The organism is Antarctobacter albus (assembly GCF_900101505.1).
Lineage (GTDB): Bacteria > Pseudomonadota > Alphaproteobacteria > Rhodobacterales > Rhodobacteraceae > Antarctobacter > Antarctobacter albus.
Window position 1 is genome coordinate 1 of record NZ_FMZI01000029.1, and the last position, 21,646, is coordinate 21,646.

17 protein-coding genes are annotated in these 21,646 nt (G+C 59.5%); 6 read left to right on the forward strand and 11 right to left on the reverse strand.

Going from position 1 to position 21,646, the window contains the following annotated elements:
* The 4 genes from BLQ71_RS25365 to BLQ71_RS25380 all read right to left on the reverse strand — a co-directional run.
* Positions 1–298 (reverse strand): IS5/IS1182 family transposase (locus BLQ71_RS25365; protein ID WP_074623722.1); only part of this gene is annotated, 298 nt, incomplete at its 3' end.
* A 46-nt stretch (positions 299–344) separates the two neighbouring features.
* A complete protein-coding gene (locus tag BLQ71_RS25370; protein WP_074623723.1) occupies positions 345–659 on the reverse strand; it encodes a hypothetical protein in 315 nt (104 codons plus the stop codon).
* Positions 660–729: 70 nt separating this feature from the next.
* Entirely contained in the window at positions 730–1,080 is a 351-nt protein-coding gene (locus BLQ71_RS25375; protein ID WP_074623724.1) for a hypothetical protein, read from the reverse strand.
* Positions 1,081–1,391: 311 nt separating this feature from the next.
* Positions 1,392–1,805, reverse strand: a complete 414-nt coding sequence (locus tag BLQ71_RS25380; RefSeq protein ID WP_074623725.1) for a hypothetical protein — start codon at positions 1,803–1,805, stop codon at positions 1,392–1,394.
* Positions 1,806–2,915: 1,110 nt separating this feature from the next.
* Here BLQ71_RS25380 and BLQ71_RS25385 point away from each other — a divergent pair.
* Both BLQ71_RS25385 and BLQ71_RS26200 read left to right on the forward strand, forming a co-directional pair.
* Positions 2,916–3,110: a hypothetical protein gene (locus tag BLQ71_RS25385; protein ID WP_198548594.1), complete on the forward strand. Its 195-nt coding sequence runs from the start codon at positions 2,916–2,918 to the stop codon at positions 3,108–3,110.
* Between the two features lie 82 nt (positions 3,111–3,192).
* A complete protein-coding gene (locus BLQ71_RS26200; RefSeq protein WP_133066207.1) occupies positions 3,193–4,110 on the forward strand; it encodes a pPIWI-associating nuclease domain-containing protein in 918 nt (305 codons plus the stop codon).
* Between the two features lie 106 nt (positions 4,111–4,216).
* Here BLQ71_RS26200 and BLQ71_RS25400 read toward each other — a convergent pair whose 3' ends face one another.
* The 7 genes from BLQ71_RS25400 to BLQ71_RS25430 form a co-directional block, all read right to left on the reverse strand.
* Complete coding sequence (locus tag BLQ71_RS25400) at positions 4,217–6,445, reverse strand: hypothetical protein (RefSeq protein ID WP_074623728.1); 2,229 nt, start codon at positions 6,443–6,445, stop codon at positions 4,217–4,219.
* A 227-nt stretch (positions 6,446–6,672) separates the two neighbouring features.
* A complete protein-coding gene (locus BLQ71_RS25405) occupies positions 6,673–7,389 on the reverse strand; it encodes a M48 family metallopeptidase (RefSeq protein ID WP_074623729.1) in 717 nt (238 codons plus the stop codon).
* Complete coding sequence (locus tag BLQ71_RS25410; RefSeq protein ID WP_074623730.1) at positions 7,386–10,610, reverse strand: type I restriction endonuclease subunit R; 3,225 nt, start codon at positions 10,608–10,610, stop codon at positions 7,386–7,388. The genes BLQ71_RS25405 and BLQ71_RS25410 overlap by 4 nt, the downstream gene beginning before the upstream one ends.
* Positions 10,607–11,446: a DUF3800 domain-containing protein gene (locus BLQ71_RS25415; RefSeq protein WP_074623731.1), complete on the reverse strand. Its 840-nt coding sequence runs from the start codon at positions 11,444–11,446 to the stop codon at positions 10,607–10,609. Before BLQ71_RS25415 ends, BLQ71_RS25410 begins: the two co-directional genes overlap by 4 nt.
* On the reverse strand, positions 11,443–12,726 hold the full coding sequence (locus BLQ71_RS25420; protein ID WP_083342378.1) for a restriction endonuclease subunit S: 1,284 nt from the start codon (positions 12,724–12,726) through the stop codon (positions 11,443–11,445). Before BLQ71_RS25420 ends, BLQ71_RS25415 begins: the two co-directional genes overlap by 4 nt.
* The gene (locus BLQ71_RS25425) at positions 12,719–14,236 is read right to left on the reverse strand and encodes a type I restriction-modification system subunit M (RefSeq protein ID WP_074623732.1); all 1,518 of its coding nucleotides are present in this window, start codon (positions 14,234–14,236) and stop codon (positions 12,719–12,721) included. The genes BLQ71_RS25420 and BLQ71_RS25425 overlap by 8 nt, the downstream gene beginning before the upstream one ends.
* Complete coding sequence (locus BLQ71_RS25430; protein ID WP_074623733.1) at positions 14,236–14,826, reverse strand: restriction endonuclease subunit S; 591 nt, start codon at positions 14,824–14,826, stop codon at positions 14,236–14,238. The genes BLQ71_RS25425 and BLQ71_RS25430 overlap by 1 nt, the downstream gene beginning before the upstream one ends.
* Before the next feature lie 342 nt (positions 14,827–15,168).
* On the opposite strand from BLQ71_RS25430, the gene BLQ71_RS25435 reads away from it, so the two are divergent.
* The 4 genes from BLQ71_RS25435 to BLQ71_RS25450 are packed head-to-tail and all read left to right on the forward strand — an operon-like array spanning position 15,169 to position 20,832.
* Complete coding sequence (locus BLQ71_RS25435) at positions 15,169–15,846, forward strand: hypothetical protein (protein WP_074623734.1); 678 nt, start codon at positions 15,169–15,171, stop codon at positions 15,844–15,846.
* A complete protein-coding gene (locus BLQ71_RS25440; RefSeq protein WP_074623735.1) occupies positions 15,839–18,031 on the forward strand; it encodes a TnsB C-terminal domain-containing protein in 2,193 nt (730 codons plus the stop codon). The genes BLQ71_RS25435 and BLQ71_RS25440 overlap by 8 nt, the downstream gene beginning before the upstream one ends.
* Before the next feature lie 3 nt (positions 18,032–18,034).
* A complete protein-coding gene (locus BLQ71_RS25445) occupies positions 18,035–19,006 on the forward strand; it encodes a TniB family NTP-binding protein (RefSeq protein WP_074623736.1) in 972 nt (323 codons plus the stop codon).
* A gap of 2 nt (positions 19,007–19,008) precedes the next feature.
* Positions 19,009–20,832, forward strand: a complete 1,824-nt coding sequence (locus tag BLQ71_RS25450; RefSeq protein WP_074623737.1) for a TniQ family protein — start codon at positions 19,009–19,011, stop codon at positions 20,830–20,832.
* Positions 20,833–21,646 lie beyond the last annotated feature (814 nt).

A 21,646-nucleotide genomic window follows, 5' to 3' on the forward strand; every position in this document is an offset into this window, starting at 1 on the left:
GGGCCTTCAGATGCGTGGCGTCGATCATAACGGTCGTTTCCTCACCGTGCTCGGCCGCCAGACCCGCCATGATCCGGGCGAAGACGCCCCGATCGCTCCACCGCTTCCACCGGTTGTAGAGTGTCTTGTGGGGGCCGTACTCCCTTGGGGCGTCGCGCCACCGCAAACCGTTGCGATTGATGAAGATAATCCCGCTCAAGACACGCCGGTCGTCGACGCGGGGCTTGCCGTGCGACTTCGGAAAGTAAGGCTCCAGACGCGCCATCTGTGCGTCGCTCAACCAGAAAAGATCAGACATGATCACCGCTCGTTTTCGAACCGTGAATCATGCCAGTCAGACCAAATCAATGGGTCCTGACCCTAAGCGCGTCTTCGATGCGCGCGTAGGCCTGGATCGCCTCGTGCCTCGAGTGATGGCCGTCGCAGAACTGGTGCCCGTAAGTGTCTGCCCGGGTGTCTTCGATCGTGTAGCCGAGCGCGAGAAACGCCTCGTGCGCCGCGTCGGTCAGTCGCGTAGGGTGCGCTGGCGAGGTCATGACGGTCACGCCGGCGATCTCCCGTCCGATCTGGGTGTAGTGCCGGTCCACCCAGACGTGGACGCCCGACAGGCCGTGCTTTTCGATGAGCCACAGCGTCACGTCGCAGATGTCCTGCTCCATCCCGAACTGATCGGGATGGACACTCAGGCGGCGCCGGCGCGCCAGCTGAAGGACACAGCGTGCCCCGGTCTCAGTCGGCAAGACTGAATCGCCCGAGAAGCTCGCTGATGCGCGCGCCATGCCACCGGGTCATGTCGGCGGCTGGCAAACCCCGCTCACGGCCGATCCGGTCGAGCGACGATGGCATCTGGTCGGCCAGAATGCGACGGATGTCGCGGAGGGCGACCTCAACGGCATCTGTATCCGGGATCGGCTGCCCGAACGCGACGTGCAGATCGCAGAGCGCAGAGAACCCGCTCGGATCATCGAGTGCGTCGAGCAGGTCGCAGAGGCTCGCGCCATGGCGGCGGAGGTGCTGCTCCACCGTGTAGGCGGCGCCGAGACGCGCCTCGGCAGTGTCGAGCGTGGTGGTGTTGAGCATGATAATCTCCCTTTCATGCGGTGCGGAAACGGTGCTGGTGTGCCTGATTCATCGGCGTCATGTTCCGTCGCGGGGAGATGCTGGGGCGTTGGCTGGGTCCTTTCGGTCGGTGTCAAAAGCTGGTCTTGGTGCTGGTGACGAGAACATTGGTCGTTCTTTTGGATGACGAAGAAGAAATCTGCCCAGTGCTTCAGATTTTTTTGGCGGCCGCCAACGATGTCCCGAGACGGTTGACGGCCGGGTATCGGACCTTGCGTTGGTCCGAGGGCAGGACGCCGGCCATGCAAACCCTGCATGGCCGAAGCCACTCTTCAGGCCGCGTCCTGAGCCATGAGGGCGAGCGCCAGGGCGTCCCGATCATCATCCATTTCTCCCATCTCGACCAGGAGATCGTAGAGCCGGTCGGTGAGCAGGCAGAGCTCTTCCACTTCGGGACTGGCGGGGTCGAGGAGCATCCAAGACGACAGGTCAGGTTCGAACGCGTCGATGACGGGGTCGAGCGACAGGAGCCGATGCAGATCGACGAGCCTCCGTCGCGTCGCCCGCTCGAGGCGCGACGCTTCGCGCAAGCGGGACATGAGGCGCAGAACGCGGGCCGTTCCGGCCTCGCCGTCGACCAGCTCGGCGGCGTTGCACAGCGCGGCTCCGTGCTTGTCGAAATACGCGCGGACAGCGGTGAGCTGCAGGTCTGCGGACAGGGTATTCGTTGGGAGCTTGCGCAGCATGGTGGCCCTCCTTTGGTTGCGCGTCTGCCAGTCGTGGCAGCATCAAGCCTGTCAGCGGCCGTTTCCTGGGTTGACCTTCCTTGTCTCTGCTTGGGCTGAATGGCCTTTGCTTCGCGTCTCTCGATTTGGAGATTGGCCAACCGTACGCTGCACGAAGAAAAAACTTCCGCTCTGTTCGAGACCGAAGCCGATTTCCTCTGACCAGAGCCGTTGATCGGCCCCGTGACACCGATCGACTACTCTGGAAAAGAAGCGTGGTGTGCCCATCTGAAGGACGCTGTCCTCGTCTCCATCGGACGGCTCGTTGGGAGCAGGCTGGAAACCTGCGAACCGTGAGAGGGATGCCAGATCCAACTTTTTTGATTTCCGACCACGGAAGTGTTTTGGTCCGGATCTTGTCGTTCCATTTCTTCCCTATGACGGACGGGCATGAGGATGCCGCCGAGGACTGCACGGTCGAGCGAAGAGAAAGGAGGCAACACAACGTCCACAACGATTGGACGCTCGCGAGAAGCCGTTGCGCATCACCGAAAACGCAGCGCGCTGTGGGGATCTGATCACTCCCCGGAGGTGATGGCATCCGCGAGAGCGGAAGCGACGACATGCATCCGTGGCGAAGTTCCATTTCGTCTGTCAGAGAAGGCCGTCCCGGGCGGTCTTCGAAGTCCCGTCCACAGACGGGATACGGCCGCGAGCGCGGTGGCGCTCGTTTTTATGAAGAGAGGAAACTCATCGACGCTGATAACGGAAGACGGAAATTTCAACAAAAGGACCACGCCGGATGGCGCCCTCGCGGGCGCCATCCGGGATCGTCGGCGCGCACAGTGCCGCGACCGGCGCTTGCCTGCAGACTCCTCCCGCCCCCACCCGGCGGGCGGTTTGCCTCCGCGTGCTATCTCGGGACCAAGTCATGAACGCGACCGGTCCAGAGCGGCCTTTCGTCAATTGCTCATTATGCTGCCACAGCATCCCGCTTTGCGGACATTGGCTTTCATGATCAGTGCTTCTATCATCTACTTCAGATCAAAGAGGTATTCAGATGGAACGCGACCCCAACCTTGTCATTTCCAGCGCCTCGCAGCGCATCGTAGGGAATGGGGTACATTCGAGGTGGACATCTACAAACTTGAAGGCGGGGACGGTTGGTCGCTGGAAGTTGTGACCGAAGACGGGACATCCATTGTCTGGGACGATCTCTTTGAAGACGACCGAGCCGCCTTCGAGGAGGCAATCAGCATCATTCGCAGTGAAGGCGCAGTCGCTTTCGCCGATGGTGGTTCAATTGTCGTCCCGTTTAAGCAGTAGGTCACGGCCCTTAGCCGCTGCTTGATCCTCACCCGCGCGCGTGGCGACTTGGCCGTATTTTTTCCAGAAGGCAGCAATACAGATGAAACGCATCAGCGCGATGATTTCGGCGATACCTTCAGGGCTATTCAGAAGTCTGAGGCATCAGTTCTCAACTCCTGCGATGATCAACGAGCGCGCATTTCAGAAGCTTCGTGAATACGCTGATACTTCGAACGATGACTTTGTGAAATCCCTGTGTGTCGCCATCGAGAGATTGCTGCCTGATCGTCAAAATCCTGTGCGGCTTAACCTCATCGCGTCATGCTTTCGGGAGTTGTTGACATATCAACTCGATACTCTCGCGCCCCACGCCGTAGTTCAGCAGTGTCCTTGGTACGTGCAGGACCCGACCGCGAAAGCTGCCACGAGACGTCAGCGTCTCCGCTACGCAATTTCCGACGGTCTTCCAGACGCAGTGCTGACAACTCTCGGCGTAGATGAGCCTGGCTCGATCGCTGACCTTATCACTCTCTATAAAGAGGCCAGCAAATACACCCACGTCCGGCCTGATCGTATCAATCACCCAGACGATGAGGTCGGCGACTTTGTTGTTGATGGCGTATCCGCGCTGGATGGTCTCAGAGAAGAAATTGATCTTCTTTGCGACGACGTAAAAGAGCATCTTCGGCAGGCAATCTCCGAACATACTCTTCAAGAATTTTTGGGAGCCGTGCTCGATGAACTCGACATACTGTCAACGCACACCCGTGTCGAATACCCTTTTGTGGATGAAATCACTGTCGAAAAGATCGACCAGTCGCATGTGTATGTGGGCGTCACGGGTGACGTGAATGTCGAACTCGTATACGGGTCAGGGTCCGATTTCCGCCGGGGTGAAGGCGCAACGCTGGATGATTCATTTCCCTTCGAGGTGAGCTTGCGGTCTCCTATTACTGATCTTGACAAATTCGAGACCACTCAGCCGATTAAGGTCGATACGTCTTCTTGGTACGAGTAAGGAATTCAGGCATCATTCGGACAGACAACTAATCCGATACGTGCGCCGTGTCGTGTCGGCGAGTTGAGCATCTGAAGCCAAGGCTTTCCCGCGCTTACGCCCACTCTCAGATAACTCTGCCAATGCCCTCCTGGCCAAGCCGGAAGAAAAAGACGCCGTTATGCGTGATCTCGCGCGACTTCTTCAGATAGACGAAGACCACAACATCTGATGTGCCGTCGAACTCGCTGGCGACGCCGTGCGCGAGAAGGCGCGCCTCCGCCGTTAGGGCCTCCTCGCTCTCAAAGCCCTTTGCCAGAAGCCAAGTCGCCACCACGAACTGACGGTTCGCGACTGTGTACTTACTGTATTGCGGGCCTTTGCCTGCTCCGCCGCCGCCGCGTCGCCATTTTCGCACGTAGTTCTGAAGTTCTGATAATGCCGGGGGCGCCTGGTTGAGGATTGTAAAGATGATGTCAAAGCGGTGCCGCACTGTGCCGATGGTTGACGTATAGATTTCCGCGACGGTGCGTTGCCACAACGGCGGCATGGTAATCCCCACAACCGTCGGCGTCGCGCGGTTGATTGCCGGAACGGTCTTCTTCCTGACTTGCGCGTCGGAGTTGTGGAACAGTATCCGCTTGCCCTCTGGACCGCGTCCCAGCAAGCAGAATCCGTTTGTGATATACATTGAAAGCAGGTCTTGCTCATCCCCCTCATAGTCCAGTTGCGTACCGATGAGTGGACGTCGCGTCAGGTAGTGCGCAAACGAAACTTCGGAATCGAGAAACCGCGCCACCATGTCGAGTTCCCCGAGCGAGAGCACTGGTGCCCACGGCTCGTTCGCACCGAGAATGCCGCTCTCTGCGAAGAATTCCCGGGTTGCGGAAAGCGAGGCGAAGTGTTCAATGCAGATGCTGTAGCTGAAGGCAACCTTCAACCGCTCTAAACTAAGTGGAATCGGTTTGCCGGTCTTCTTTTCCCGTAGGCTTACCGAGACAGTACGATCATTCAAATAATCCTGAAGTCGGCGCGCCTGTTTCGCGGGCTCAATAAATAGGTCAGAAACATTGGTCTCAAGACTTTTCTCAGCGCCGCGACGTGCCGCCGGACTAATCTTTCCGGACTTGGCCTCGAACATGAACAGGAAGTTGTCGAGAACAACAACAACGTCATTCTCATAGCGCACGCCATTTGCCGGATCGTCCCAGATCACGCTCCGATAAACAGACGCACTGGGCATAGCCAGTTCCAGTAATTCGGCCAGCGAGTCTTCCAGATATTCAGCACGCGCGTCACTATATGCCGTACGCACCTTCGGTTCATTGCCGATCAAGTGCTCGGCAATACGGAAAGGATGGCTGTAGGGGAAATACTGGATTGGCAGCAGATACGTCTCATCCGGCATGGCAATAAAGGGCTTCTGCCACACCGGGTTGTCCATGAGGAAGCGTCGGGGGTCCGCGCCGGAAAGCTCTCCACTCGTGTGTGAGAACCGTGCAATCAGAGGCAGGATTTCATCACCGAACTTGGAGACAAGTTCTTCCTTCTCAAGCGTGAACAGCCACGGCGTTGCGAGTTCCGATAGTTGATAGCCGAGATGGCTGAGGTCCCTGACAGACCGCTCCTGGTGTCGGCACCTCGCCCACAGGCGCGCTGCAACCGCGCTACGGGCGCAGAAGTATTCGATCCGCGCAATGACTTCTTCGTGGGACTTTGCCCGCAGCATTTCGCCACAGTTCGCGTAAAATTCCGTGATTCGGTCGCTGACAAGTCGGGACACATCCAAGAGCCGGGCATACTGCGCGGCAAACGGCTCAACTTGCGGGACTTTGACATCAACGCGGGAGAGGATATTGCCGATGATCCCGGCGCACACGTCCTGATCAAAGGGAAAACGGTAGAACATGGTCTGAAGGCGAACCCTCCAAATAAGCACGTCCGTCTTGTTCTCCGTGTCCAGTGCCTCGCCCTGCTCCGCCATGAAGGCACTCATCATGCGTCCGAGTACACGCCAGTGACGCGAGAAACTGCCCGGTGCTGTGGGAATGCGGGACAGGCGCGGTGGGCGTGTCAGATAGAGCGCCTGCAATATTTCAAGGCTGCCGAGCTCTATCGATGGATCAGGTTTGCCCATGACAATCGTTTCAAGAATGCACTGGTGTGCAGTCTTCGAAAGCGCCAGGCGTGCATCCCGACTATCAAGAAAGCTCAAAAGCTTCTGAGTGTTCAGATCAAAGGCTTCGCGCGGCGCAAGGCCGTCATCAGCTTCATCCGCCGTGAGACTGTTTGTCCCGACAGCTTTGGCATCTCCCGGGAACTCATAGCCGTGAACGTAGAACTCATCCGTGGGCAACTGTCAGCTAATCTTGTGTTGTTTTGGCGTAGGTCCGAAGCTGTATTATCCAATCCAAAAAAACTGTGTCCAGTCTGTTGCCATCGGCGCACCCGCCATTCATCTTCGTTGCAGCGAAGGTCAGGAAACCGCCCTTGAAGTTGCTCATCGACCAGTTCAGAAGAAGCCTGAACACGGTCCGATCTATTCATGGATATGTTTCGGTCTTCGACGACGCTCGTTCATTATCAGGCCATCGCGCGTTCCAACCTCTGCTTTCGACGCTCCCAATCGGGCATCACCTTATCGAGTAGGTCGAAGAACGCCGCGCCGTGATGAGGCTCTGCCACATGGCAAAGCTCGTGGGTGATCACGTAGTCGATGGCGTCGACCGGCGCCTGCACGAGGCGGCGGTTCAGAAGTAGGCGCCCGGCCGGTGACATGGACCCCCATCGCTGACGGGTCTGACGCACGATGAGACCCTTCGGCCGGAAAGCCTCGGGTTTCGGGAAGAGACCGAGACAGAGTTCGATCCGTTCCGGAAACTTGATGTGGGCCCGATCTCGATACCATGCCTCGACCAATTCGCGCGTTACCTCCGGCTTGGTCGGACGATGCGTCCGCACGACAATGAAGCCGCGGATGAGCTTCACACTTTCCTGGACATGCGGGACGACCTTCAGCCGGTATTGGCGCCCCAGGTAGAGATGGGTTTCCCCAGCGACGAACCGGCGTTCCGGCGTCCGAGGCAGGAACTGCGCGAAATATCGCTGCTGCCTTGTCACCCATGCCGCGCGCTTACGCAACTTGGCTTCGATGGCGTCGAGCGTCGCGTCCTCAGGAGCCGCGATCACCACCGATGCATCCGGCTCGACGGCGATCTCCAGCGTCTTCCTCGGGCGGCGGACGATCTCATACCGGATTTCCTGTTCGCCGTAGTGCAGGCAGTGCAACTCCCGCGTCATGCCGCGAACCGGGCCCGGGCGAGCCCCATGATCTTCAGTTCGAGGTTGTCGAGCATCTCTACGGGAAGGTCGATGCCATTTTCGTCGCGTAAGACGTCAAAGAAGTAGTCATCGATTGCGTTACGCAGATTGTTCTGGGCCACCTCGTTTGACCAGATGTCGACGATCAGGTGCGACTTGATTATATCGATGATCTCTAAGGTGATAGAGGCGGCTTCCGCACCGGAGACCGGTTCATCTCCCTTTGTCTTGAGCTGACCGTTCAGGATGCCGAAGAACGCCTGCGCATCCTCATCGCCTCGGATGCTTTCAGGAACATCCCGGCCCCGATCCTTGCGTGCGACCTTGCTCGCGAGGTCCACGACGCTGTTCAGGTAGTCGCGCTCCGACAGCCGCTTCTCACGATAGGCGCGGATGGTCTCTTCGAGCAGCGCGGAGAACTGTTTGTAGAACGTTGGGTCTTCATCCATCTTCTCGGTGATTGCCCGGCGAGTGGCGCTGGCGATGCGGTCCGCCCTCGAGGCTTCGGAAATGCCTGTCTCCTCGACGACAGCCTTCAGCGCGTCGGGATCGTTGATGTTGACCACCTCAATGATGGTCTCCGCCGGCATTGCCACGACGTGGTCATCGAGCAGCTTCTGGATCTTCGGCTCGAATTCGCGGACATCGACCGTCTCCTGGTAGCGGAGCTGGACCGAGCGCTTGAGTTCGGAGAACTGTTTCCAGTCCCGCTTCAGGGCATCGACCTTGGCCTCATCGAAGACATCAAACAGCTTGTCGGACGAGAGCGAGATGTGCAGGCACCGGCTGTATGCCTTGAGGCGCGCGTAGAACTCATGGCGAAGCGCCTCGTCAGCGAGGTGCTGCTCGAACTGCTCCATGTCCTTCTTGTTCCGGACCGGCTTGAAGAGGTCCCAGAGCTGGTCGTGCAGCTGGGGCAGCTTGCGGATCTCCTCGCGGACGTCATGCACTGTCCCGACGAGGTCGGCCGCCTCATACCCCTCAAAGGCGCTGTACGTCGTCAGGGCGCTGTCCAGCTTGCCGAGCAGACCCTCGTAGTCGACGATGAAGCCGAACTGCTTCTCCGTGCCATCATCCTCGTAGAGACGGTTTACGCGCGCAATCGCCTGCAGAAGATTGTGTTCCTTCAGTGACTTACAGACGTAGAGCACCGTGTTCCGGGGCGCGTCGAAGCCGGTGAGTAGCTTGGAGACGACGATCAGGATCTCCGGATCGCCGGAGCCTTTGAACGCACCGATGATCTGGCGGTTGTAGTGCTCTTCGGTCTCGTGCCGTGCCATCATCTGCGACCAGAAGCGGCGCACGAGGTCCTTGGACTCCTGGTCGACCTCTTCGTTGCCCTCGTTCTCATCCGGTGGCGAGATGACGATCGCACTCGAGACGTGGCCGATCTCGTCGAGAACCTCCTTGAACCGGACCGCCGCCGCCTTGGACGGGGCGACGAGTTGAGCCTTGAAGCCGGTCCCCTGCCAATACTGGCGATAATGCTCGGAGATGTCGAAGGCCTTGGCTCGGATGGCCTGGTCGGTCTTGGCCAGCGCGTCCATCCTGGAGAACTTCCGCTTGAGATCGCGCTTCTGGTTCTCGGTTAACCCCTCGCTGATCTTGTCGAACCAGCGGTCGATCACGGCGCCTGAGACCTGCTGCTCGACAAGCCGTCCCTCGTAGAGAAGCGGCACGACGGCGCCGTCGGCGACCGCCTCGTCGATGGCGTAGCGGTGGATCAGCCGCCCGAAGGTCGACAGCGTGTTCTTCTCTTTCTTCAGTAGGGGCGTGCCAGTGAAGCCGAGGTAGCAGGCCTTGGGCAGAAGGCGCCGCATCTTTGCGGCGAACTGGCTGTGGCCGCCGTAGCGTCCCGTCTGCGTCCTGTGGCTCTCGTCCACCAGCACGAAGATGTTCGGATCCTCATCCGCCAGCTTGCTGTTCTTAAGCGCCGTGTCGAACTTGTTGATGATCGTGGTGACCAGCGGAGCCTTGTTATGGACGAGATCCAGAAGGTGCGCCCCGCTCGTCGCGCGGACCGGCTCGAGGTCGCAGGACTTGAAGGTGTCCTTGATCTGCTTGTCGAGATCGTCGCGGTCCGTGACGATGATGATCCGCGGGTTTTCGATGCTGCGCTCGAGAGCGAGCGAGCGCCCCAGCATCACCATGGTCAGTGACTTCCCTGAACCCTGCGTGTGCCAGATCACGCCGCCCTTTCGGGCGCCGCTGACATCGTGCTGCTTGACGGTTTCCACGGCGCGCCGGATACCGAAAAACTGCTGATGGCGCGCAACCTTACGGACGCCGCCGTCGAACACGGTGAAGCGGCGGATGAGGTCGAGCAGCCGCTCGGGGCGGCACAGCGCGTACACCGTCCGGTCCTGAACCGTGACCGCGCGCTCGCCCTCAGCGGCCAGCGCGTCGAAATAGGCGCGCGCGCCCGCGAAATCACCGGAGAAGATGGCGTCCTTCTCCGCCGCGGTCAGCACGCGGTTGGCAAAGGGCGCGATGGCCTCGTCGGTGTCTTCCTCGTCGCGCCAGGTCTGCCAGAACTTCCGCGGCGTTCCGACGGTCGCGTAGCGCGCCTCGCTCCGGTTCATGCCGATCAGCAGCTGAGCGAAGTGGAAGAGCTGCGGGATGTTGTCCTCGTTCTGGTAGCCGATCAGCTGGCTGTCCGCCTTCTTCAAGCTCTCGGTCGGCCGCTTGTTCTCGATCACCAGGATCGGGATGCCGTTCACGAAGGCGACGATGTCGCAGCGCTTGGTCTGGCTCGATGCGGTCCTTTCAACCGAGAACTCTGCCGTGACGTGGAAGACGTTGTTCTCTGGCCGCTCCCAATCGATGTAGCGGAACGAGTAGCTCTTCGAGTCGCCGTCGATGGACTTCGTGATGGTCGTGCCGAGGACGAGCGTGTCGTAGATGTCCTGGTTCGTGCCGCGCAGACCCTTCAGCCGATCTGGCGTGGGCTTGAGCCGCCGCATTGCCTCGTGTGCGTCCTCGAGGTCGAAGGCGTACGCGCGGCCCCGATGCGTGAATCGGTTGATGCGCATCAGCTGCTCAGCGAGCACATCGTCAAGCACCACGTTCCGCAGCCGCCCGCCACGCAGGCGAAGCGCCGCCTCCTGCGAGAGCGGTGTGAACCCGAGCGCCACCAGCAACTGCAGCGCTGGGACTTGGGACTGATGTTTCTCACTCGAATTGAAGGTCTGGGAGCTCATAGCGCCCACTCCGGGTGCCTGGCTGCCCTGTAGAAAGTCACGCAGGGCGCGTCGGGCGACTGGCCAAGTTTCTCGCGCTGCGGTTCGAGGATATCGACCAGGCTTTGGTAATACGCGGCTTCTCCCGGGTAGGCTTCTCCCGAGGATTTCATCTCGAGGTGCCGACGATACACATAGCAGATGGCATCGGCGACCTGCACCAGCGAGGAATGGTGCGACTTGATCGCGAAGGCCGTGTTGATGATGTGATCGAACCGATCCGACTTGCTGCGGGGTAGCCAGATCTTCTTGCCGCGCTTGGTGCCCCGAAGCTGATACAGCCCGTCATACCAGGCATTCGCATCGTACAGGCCGTCCGAGAGCTGAGGCATCTCGACCTTGTTGTCATCCATGATGACGACGGTCAGACCCTTGCTGTTCTTGACGCTTTGCATCTTCTTCTGAACGAGGGCGCAGGTGAACATGCCTCCGGCAAGCCAATAGCTCTCGCCAAACGGATGACCGTGCCCAGCGGCACGCGCTGCATTCAACGCCGCGAACGACAAGCCGATGCCGAAGAGCTTTCCGCCGTTGGCGACTGCCAGCTTGCAGATGTCGGTGAGGAACGCCTTGCGCTCGTCGGCAGCGATCTTGCTCCAGCCGCCCTTGCCGTTGATGAACCTGCTCGTCTTGAGTTCGGTGCTCGACCCCGGGTGCTTGGCGAGGAAATCCGCCAGCATCTTGTCGAAGTCGGCGGTTTTCTTGCGCAGCTTGTAGGCGTCCACCATCAGCCCGCACATCACGAAGACATCGCTGTCTCCGGCAGCGCCACTCTCGTCGACGTAGATGAACTTCATTGCGCCACCTCCGTCGCCTCGGCGGTGGCGACACGCCACTCGCCCGTCAGCAGCTTCTGCATGAGGCCGCGCTTCTGGCGGGTCAGGGCTTCGATCTCTGCGTCGATGCCGGCGCACTCGGCGTGAGAGGCGTTCACGATGTCGGCGATGGCGGCCTGTTCAGCAGGGTCCATCGGGAGGCGGAGCTTGCCTTCGAGGAACTGGCTGTTGGTGACCGCGATCGTGTTCTTGGCGCCCTTCTGGACGAGGGGATGGAGGTAGTTGCGGGCGGCCAGCGGCGACTCGAAGAGCGCGTCGAGGATCACGCCAAGCGCGTAGGTCTGGGGCGTGAAGACGCCGTAGAGCGGGGAGACGATGACCTCGCGGTCGATCTTGCTCTGCTTGATGATGCCGAGCGGGAAATCGCCCGTGGGGCTTTTGGTGTAGACGATGTCGCCGGGCAGGACACGGTTGTAGTGGTCGGTGTTCGCGGCCGAGAACGACCGCCCGAGATGCTCGACCTGGTTCACCAGCCCCTTGTGGACCGAGACCGAATAGACCTCCTCTGCGCCGGTCGATTTCGATCCGTGCTCGTGGAGAACTTCGCTCAGCCGAACTTCGCGCCATTCGCCAGTGAACCCCGGCAACCTGACCTTGCCGGTGAACAGATGCGTTCGGAACCAGACGCGGCGGCGAATGTTCAGCGCGCGCAGGGCGGTGAGCTTTTCGAGCGCCTCGTCCCAGGTCCGCAGGATCTCGGCGATCTTGCGCTGTTCGGGGAGCGGGGGGAGCGCCACCATGAAGTCCCTGACCGCGTGGATCGAAAACTCGAGGCGCGTCGAGCCCACTACGAGGTTGTCTATACGTCTCTGGGTCTGTGGCGCTTGGATTTGTAGTGAGAGGAACTGCGCGTCGCAGCACGGCTTTGGGCGAATCCGCGCGATCTCGCGTGCGATGTTCCCTTCGAAGCCGTCAGGTACGACGCCAACTTCGCCGATCGTGCCCTTGACCGACAGCAGGACATCGCCGCCTTGGACGCGGCTGCCCTTGTATTGGCCTTCGATCTTTGGCGACGCACGATGGAGTACAACGTCTCCGATGCGCCGAATGTGCTTGATCGGCACGATGGGGACTCCACCCGGCGTGTCTGGCCCAATCTGCACGACACCGTAGCGAATTGGCGCGCTGGGGTCGGTGATCTCCTCCAAGCTCACGACGTCCCAGCCCGTCGGGAGGAGGCCGATCTTGGTTTCTTTGTAGCCCTCTCGCTCGGGCGAGCATTCTTCTGCCGCCTTAAGCATCGACGCCCAGCTCCTTCAGATACCCCGCCATCTTCGCCCGAACCTCGGCCAGCTCGGCCTCGATCCGCAGGATGTCCTTCTGCACGGCGGCGACGTCGATCTCTTCCTCCGGTTCGAAGGTGTCGACGTAGCGGGGGATATTCAGGTTGTAGCCGTTCTCGGCGATCTCCTCCGGGCTGGCCCGGTGCGAATACCGCTCGACCTCGGCGCGGGTACTGTAGGTCTCCAGCACCTTGGCCACATGCGTCTCGTCCATCACGTTCTGGGTCTTGCCCGGCGTGAACTCCTTGCTCGCGTCGATGAACAGCACGTCGCGCCGGTCCGCGTTCGCGCCGTCTTCCTCGCGCGAGCGGTCGAAGATCAGGATGGCGACCGGGATCCCCGTGGTGGTGAACAGGTTGGCAGGCAGGCCGACGACTGCGTCGAGCAGGTTCTCCTCGATCAGCTGCTGCCGGATGCGCCCCTCGGCCCCGCTCCGGAACAGCACGCCATGCGGCACGATCACCGCGATACGGCCTGACTGGCGCTTGGCGATCTCGATCATGTGGGTGATGAAGGCGTAGTCGCCCTTGGACTTGGGCGGCACGCCACGCCAGAAGCGCTTGTATTGGTCGCTGTCGGCATCCTCCGCACCCCACTTGTCGAGCGAGAACGGCGGATTGGCGAGCACCACGTCGAAGCGCATCAGGTGATCGCCTTCGACCAGCGCCGGGCTGTTGAGCGTGTCGCACCACTCGATGCGGGCGGCGTCCTTCGCATGCAGGAACATGTTCATCCGGGCCAGCGCCCAGGTCGCTCCGTTCACCTCCTGTCCGTAGAGAGCGAAGTTCTCCGAACCAACCTCTTGGGAGGCTTGGACCAGCAATGAGCCCGAACCGCATGCGGGATCGCAGATCGTGTTGCCGGGCTGCGGCGCTGCGAGCTTGGCCAGCAGGCGTGAGACAGCGGTGGGCGTGTAGAACTCGCCCGCCTTCTTCCCGGCATCCGATGCGAAGCGCGAGATCAGGTAGATGTAGCATTCACCGATGATGTCCTCGGTCACTCGCGAAGGCCGAAGGTCGAGTGCGGGCTTGGCGAAGTCCTCGAGCATATTCTTGAGACGGCGGTTGCGATCCTTCGGGCGTCCGAGATTGGCCTCGGAGTTGAAGTCGATGTTGCGGAAGACGCCCTCGAGCTTGGCCCGGTTCGCGTCCTCGATTTTTTCCAGCGCGATATTGATCATCTCGCCGATGTTGGCCTCATTCCGCTGGGCGTGAAGATCATAGAAGCTGGCACCTTCGGGCAGGATGAATCTCTCGCGCTCGAGACGCCGGCGAATTCGGGCTTCGTCGTCGCCGAACTGCTTGCGGTAGGTCTCGATATGGTCGTTCCAAAGGTCTGAAATGTATTTCAGGAACAACATCACGAGGATGTAATCTTTGTATTGCCCGGCATCGACGGCACCGCGGAATGTGTCGCACGCCGCCCATGCGGTCTGATTGATTTGGTTTTGCGTGATCTGTTCTGACATCAGGCAGGTTCCTTGTGGTCGGCGGCATTCGCGGCCTCGCCGAGAATTGCGCTCATGAATGCTTCTCTTTGAGCGGCAAGCTGGCGGAGGAGTTGCCCCTCACGCCGGACGAGGTTGTCGAGTTCGATGATGCGTTTTTGCTTCGGCAGATCGGGAACCGCGATCTCAAGGTTCTCAAGGGCTGCCATCGGGATCATTCTAATGCTGGTGCCTTGCGCCTCCGCCCCCAGCTTGCGCTGCGCGTCGGGCTGGTTGATCGCCCAGGCCAGGTATTCTGGAAGAAGCTTCTTTCTGTCTGGCCGAATGACTACCAGCGGGACGATGACCGCCGCTGGTTCGGGCAAGGGGTCCCTGATTGCGACCGCTATGTTCGGCTCGCCGCGTGAGCGAAAAACAACTTCGCCGCCTTGGACGAGGTATCGATCGGCCAGCTTGCCCAGGTCATACCTTTGAGAATCCGGGGCCAGCGCTTCGCCCTTCACGACTACGTCGCGCAGTTGTAGCGCGGGTCGGCCGCCCGTCAGTACCGGCTCAAGCTTGCCGCGGGCTGTGTAGCCAGAACGTATGTTCGATAGCTCTGCGAGCCGCATGGAGAAAATCCCTATAATCACACTACAGAGTTATACAGCTAAACGCCGGCGCGTCAAATTGGAAATTTTGCAGTATGCGAAATACAGAGTTAAAGGCTGTTTCAACGAAGGGACCTCGGGGCCGGCGCTATCAAAAATGAGGCCAGTCTCTCTCGCCTCTGCGACCGTTTGCGTGACCTCTCGAACGCGCCTAAAATACTGATAGTAAATCGTTTTTGGATTTCTGGAGAAATTTCTTCTGGCAAGATCCGATGGACCAATCTTCTCGACAGTTCGAAGGTGGCAGCTTGCCTTCGGCGACGAAGCAAGGGGCGAAGCCCCTCAGTCGAGAGGAGATCGAGCATGTTGGAGATGCCAGACGGCAACATCGTGCTCCCCCGCCCCCCGCAGAACGCGAGGAAAGTCGCGAAAGGGCGGCGGAACCATTTCACGGGGCAGACGAACATAGGCACCGACGAAGAAGGCGGCATGGACATCGAGAGCTACACGGAGCTCCAGGTCCTGCTTGCCTTGCTCGCACGCCCCGGGACTAAGCATGTCGAAAACCAGGTGAAGTTTGAATTCACCGGACCGGACGGTGAAACAAAAGACCACTTCTTCGACTTTCGCGTCACGAAGTTCGACGGTTCACGCACCGCGCTCATGGTGAAGGCCGCGTACCGGTTCCGGCAGGCGAAGATCCGCGATGAGCTTGTCTACATCGCATCCAGGGTCCCGACGAGCTTCGCCGACAAGGTCGAGGTCGTGACCGAGAAGAACCTGGTGTCCTCGGAGATCTACAACGCCGAAATGATGCATCAGATGCGTCGGCCCGTCCCGGATGCGGACGCTGCGGCACGCCGGGCGATCCGGGATATTCGCGGCGACGTCCAGATCCGCGATCTCGTGGAGATCATCGGCCATGCCGGCGCCGGCTTCCAGGCGCTGGTCCGCCTGATCCGCACCCATGAGCTGACGCTCACGCGTCAGGAACGCATCTCCTACGATACCTACGTCACCCGGAGCCATCACGATGCTTGATTTCGTCAAAAGCGCGTTCGCGCCCCACTACACCTTCGAGAATGCCGACACGATCTTCATCCGTGGGCGTCAGTATCGCTACATCTCGACCCACGGAGATTCCCATTATTTCGTGCCCGCAGACAGCCAGGGGCCACGAGAAAAATACGACAACGCCACCATCGCGGAGATGCTCGAAACCGGGCATTTCGACCACCGTCCGGATCGCGAGTTCAGTTACCTGACGGAATTGTCGCCCGACATGCTGACCTTGCTGAGCGACGAAGAGAAGCAACGCGCGTCGGAACGCGAAGCGATCGTGCTGGCAGCCTTCGAAAAGTATCAGGCGGGTGACCTCAAGCGCACAGATGCCTCGATCCGGAAGAACTCGGATAGCATCCTCGGTGCGGCGACGAGGATGCTCAACACTTATGATGCCGAAACCAATTCGCTCAAGATGCCGAGTCCGCGAACCCTTCGCCGGTGGATGTCGGCCTACGAAAAGGACGGTCTCGCGGCCCTGTATGACAATGTCTCGCAAAGAGGGAACTACGGGCGTAAGCTTTCGGAAGAACAGCGCTTCTTCATGTATTCAAAGCTTCCCGGATACCTGACCGAGCTGAAGAAGACACCGGCTAACATCGTCAAGGATGTTCGGAACGCGTTCACCGCCGAAAACGAAAAACGGAAAGGAGAAGGTCGGACAGATCTGCTGGAATGTCCTTCGCGGGTGACCATCCTGGCTGCCATCCATCACCTTGCGCCGTTCCGGGTGAAACTCGCCCGCGAGGGCGTGGACGCGGCTATGCGCGCATTTTCTCCAGTGGGTGAGGGGATCGACGTCGAGCGCCCGTTGCAACGTGTCGAGATGGACGAGCAGAAGATCGATCTTATCAGCCTCATGGAGGACTCGGGCCTCCTTCAGATGATGACCGACGATGAGAAGGCACAGCTGGGGCTCGATGGAAAGTCTGGTCGATGGTGGATGACCGTCCTCCTCGACGTGCGGACGCGGTGCATGCTGGGCATGATCCTGTCGCGAACCCCTTCTTCAAAAAGCGGATTGCGCGCGCTTGAAATGGCGATGCGCGACAAGGGGGCTTGGGCAAGTGCTGTCGACGCTCATGACGCATGGGCAGAACACGGCCTGATGGGCACACTGGTAACGGACTGCGGTAAGCAATTCGTCGGGCATGATTTCCGCCGCCGGGTCTGCGATCTCGGCATCACCCTAATCCATTGTCCTGGTGCACGGCCGTGGCTGAAGCCCTACGTCGAACGTGTCTTCAGGACAATTTCGTCGCAACTGATGCCGCGGCTGTCAGGCTGCACGTTCGGGAGCATCCTGCGCAAGGGGGACAGTGATCCCGAGAAAAAAGCGGCGCTGTCCGTCGACGACGTCTGCACCGCGCTGGTCCGCTGGATCGTCGATGTCTATCACAACGAGCCTCATGAGGGCCTGCACGGAGAAACGCCTCGCGACTGCTGGAATCGACTCACCGGGCAGTATGGGGTGACTCCGCCGCCGTCCCTACGTCGTCGTCGGCTGGTTTTCGGCGAAGAACTTTCTCGGACGCTTCAGAAAGACGGCCTCACCGTCGCGGGGGTGCGTTATCATTCCAAGGCGCTCGCGACGCACATGATGCACAGCCCTGATCGGGAAATGGAGATCCGATATTATACTGAGGATATCGGCGCCATCTGGGTCAGAATCGGTAACCAGTGGACGGAAGTTCCTGCTGTCCAAAGCTTTTTCCGCGGAGTCTCCTACCAGAAATGGCGGATGGCACATCGTGAACTGCGGGCCAGGCATGCTCAGGCCTCTGAACTCAAAAGCCATGTGGTGCAGCAGGCGCTCGACTTCATCGAGAGGCTGAACGCCAATGCGATGGCCAAGGTCGGTCTGGTCCTCGATACGATCGATGCAGAGACGATCAACCTCCACGAGCGTGAGGCTTTCATCGGCTTCCGTGTCGACGATGGCTCGAATGACGAACCGCAAGAATCTGATCACGGCGAGTTCGGCATCAGTCTGCCGACCGCCGGTGATGCGGACATCGAGCACGTGACGCCCGTGCCTGAAATGGCCGCTGAAAAAAATTCTTCCGTCCGTCCTGAGCCAATCCAATTTCCTGATCGTCAGCCCGCCGGCGATGAAGACGACGGCGAGGAGGACGACTTCATCCTTCCGCTCAGGGACAAATAAAATATGACACAGATGTCCGTCGAAGCCCGCTTGGCCGCCGTGGATCGCGCGGCCGACAAATACATTCCGACTGAACGGGACGACCAGTTCCTGCTGCGCCTCGACCGTCTTCTCGCGCGTGACAGTGCGGGTAACCCTGTTGCGTCACCACGTAAGGATCGCGGCACAGGTGACGCGCAAGGGCTTTTCGTAATGGAGGCCGCCGGTGGAGGCAAAACCTCTCTCGTCAAACATGGTCTCAAAACACACCCGCTTCTCCAGTCCAAAGGCAAGGGCCACATGCCTTGGATCATGTTCGAGGCTGCTCCAAGCCCGGCCACAACAAAGGCCCTCGGCATCGAGATCCTTGCCAAAACCGGATACACGGATGTTTCAGGTAACCCCAATGAGCAAGAAATCTGGAGGCTGGTAAAGCACCGCCTGGCGGTCCTGAACACGGTTTTTGTGTGCATTGATGAAGGTCACGACCTTCTCGGGACTGCCAGCGCTGTCGAGATTCGTAACATGCAAAAGCGCCTGAAAAATCTCATGCAGGGAGAGGGTGCCGTCAGCGTAATTCTCGTTGGCATCGGCGAACTGCGGCATCTTGCAGCCTATGATGACCAAATCAATCGTCGATACCAGAAGCTGGCTTTCGACGACATTTCACCGGTGTGCGACGAGCGTCTCCTGAAGGGGATCCTTCATACCTTGTGTGCGGAAGCCGGGATCGCTGCTCCGAAGGAGACGGACCTCATCGAACGTCTGGTACACGCCAGCCGTCGGCGGTTTGGCTGGTTTATCAAGAATACACTGAGAGCTCTGGAACTCGCAGCTGTGGCGGGTGCGTCTCGCCTCGAAAAGGCTCATTTTGCAGAGGATTGGGCGGTCCAGGAAGACGCGGAAGTCGGCAAGAACGTTTTCTTATCGAACGATTGGTCGAAGATCGACCTTTCTGAGAAACCCCTTCCGCCCCGAGAGAAGAAGGGCCGGTGATCATGCTGTTGCCATTCCTGCCGTTCGACCCTATCGAAACGCCCTTGTCATATGCCGCGCGCTTGGCCCGCCATCATGCCGACAAGCGCGTGGTTCCGTTTCTAAAGGATGTGCAGATCTGCCCGCAGGCAATCGTGTCATCCAAGCCTGGCGCTCTCGCACGCTTGGCCGAAATTTCAGGCGCTTCGCTATGCGAACTGTCCCGAAACGTGCCGATCCACAAGGGCAGTCGGATTTATGATATTCGCGGTGAGCTGGTTTCCGCAGAGTTTTTGTCCAATCCACACACTATTTTCTGTCCGGCTTGTTTGGCTGAGGATGATCAAACGGGCAGGCGCCGTGGTCGTTGGGAGTGGCGTCTGTCGGTTGTGCGAACATGCTCTCACCATGGAATTCCGCTACTACGTCAAGCACAGGCCAAGTGGGATGACGTATTTCACGAACTCGATCACCGTGTACCTGAGCGTGACGGAGAACTTCAGGCCCTAATCGAGAACGCGGTCCCACGCTCAGTTTCGCCTCACCAACAATACGTCATCCACCGTCTCGAAGGGAAAGCTGGTCCCGAATGGTTGGATGCGCAGTCTCTTGAACAGGCGGTCCGGGCGACGGAACTCCTCGGCGTTCTGCTCGAACATGGGCCCGATCAGAAATTGCCGGAACTGACGTCGGATGACTGGGATCATGCGGGTCGCGTTGGCTTCGAGTTCACCTCGCTCGGCGAGGCAGGCATCCGGGAGGCACTGGAGGCTCAGATCCGGAAATTCGACGATGCATCAGGCACGCCCGGAGCGCGCAAGATCTTCGGGTGCTTCTACAGGGCTCTCGCATACTCCAAGTCACTCAAGGAGCCTGGCGACATCGCGCGCATCCTCCGCGAAGTTATCACCGAGAACGTCGCCATGCCTGCCGGGGCCAAGGTGCTGGGTGTTGAACTGCGCAAGCGCCGCTTGCATACGGTGGCGTCCCTGGCCAAGGAGCAGGACCTCGACTCTCGAACTCTCAGCGACGTGCTGGTTGCTGCAGGGGTGATACCGGATAAGGCACCTGCCCATTACCCGATCCCGGTGGAACAGGGCCGCGATATAGCAGGCCGGACGAAACGGACGGTCACTGTCTCCTCGCTGTGGAAAAACATGGATTTCACAAGACCGATCGTCGATCAGCTTTTTGTTGATCGGCTTCTCACCCCCATCTTCTACGGGAGGCCGGGCACGAAGGGTCGGACTCAGAAAGCCGTAGAACGCGAGGAGCTTGCCATGCTGGTCGGCAAGCTGCACGCAAAAGCAGTCGAACTGGGCGCCGAGACCGACGGGCTGGTGCCGGTCTCGAAAGCCGCAGAGAAGGCCAAGGTGCCGGCCATTACCGTGGTGCACATGATCCTCGGCGGTTTCCTCGAGCGCCTCTTTCGCCTGGCTGGTCAAGACGGGGTGACAGCGCTTCGCGTGGATCCGGTGGAGATCAAGCAGCACCGGACGGCCTGTTCGGAGGGTTTTTCCCCAATGGGAGCGTTCTCTTCGTTGAAGATCTCGAAGACCATCGGCTGGTGTCTGGCGGACCGGTCCCCGGAAGAGGTGAGCCTTCCCGTCAACTGGATCGTTGGCCCGGAAGAGGGTCATCGGATCCCGCGGTTCGACCCTGCAGTCGTCGCCGACTTCAAGGCGCGCTTCATCCATCCGGTGCGGATTGCCGAGTTGCATGGCCTACAGCTCTCGGAGGTAGTCAGCCGTCTGAAGCGGTGGGGAGTTCGGCCTGCGGTGTCGGAAGCTGAAGTCGGCGAGGACTTCTATCGGATCCGGGATCTGAAGTCGGATCTATTCAACTAACACAATGGGGCTTCCCGGCCCCTTGATCATGTGAGATCGTCGAAGCCGCCCGAAAGGGCGGCTTTTTTCATGTCTTCATTGCGGAAGCCGTGAGGAAAAGGGCGGTGGCCAAGTTATGCTTTTGAGGAGTGGTCAGCATATGCTTCCATAGTGGCCAAATTTCTCGCGCGGCTCAATAAATTATCCAATAAAATCAATGGCGGCATACGTCAGAATGGACAAGAAGTCCTTTCCTTTACACCTGTGTGGCGTGCCACGCGACATGACCTAACCGTCTCACAAGGTCATTTTGGCTGAGTAGATAGGAAACGGCCTCGGGGCGTACCCGGGGCCGTTTGCATGTCTGGTTGTGGCGACGCCTGGTGGTGTTGTTCTGGGCAGCAGGCCAAGTCGACCTTCGTTGCGCATCGCGTGATCATTTGAACGAAGGCAAGCGCAGTAAGTGGCAGCGGTTCCGCGTGCATCAGATCTTAGTTTGTCAGGAGCCAGCCAGTTGCCCCTTTCATCTTGGCGCTGGTTGCCGCCGGTGTCGTCGCAATGGCGTTATTCGCAGGACGCGGCGTAGCCGCATTGCAGCTTACCCCAACCAGACATGGATGAACTTGCGCAGCATAGCCTCCACTCCTGCCAATCGGTGGCTTCGAAGCAGACCATGGCACCGGGTTGTTGCGCGGGGGCCGCTAGGGTCAGGACCCATTGATTTGGTCTGACTGGCATGTTTCACGGTTCGAAAACGAGCGGTGATCATGTCTGATCTTTTCTGGTTGAGCGACGCACAGATGGCGCGTCTGGAGCCTTACTTTCCGAAGTCGCA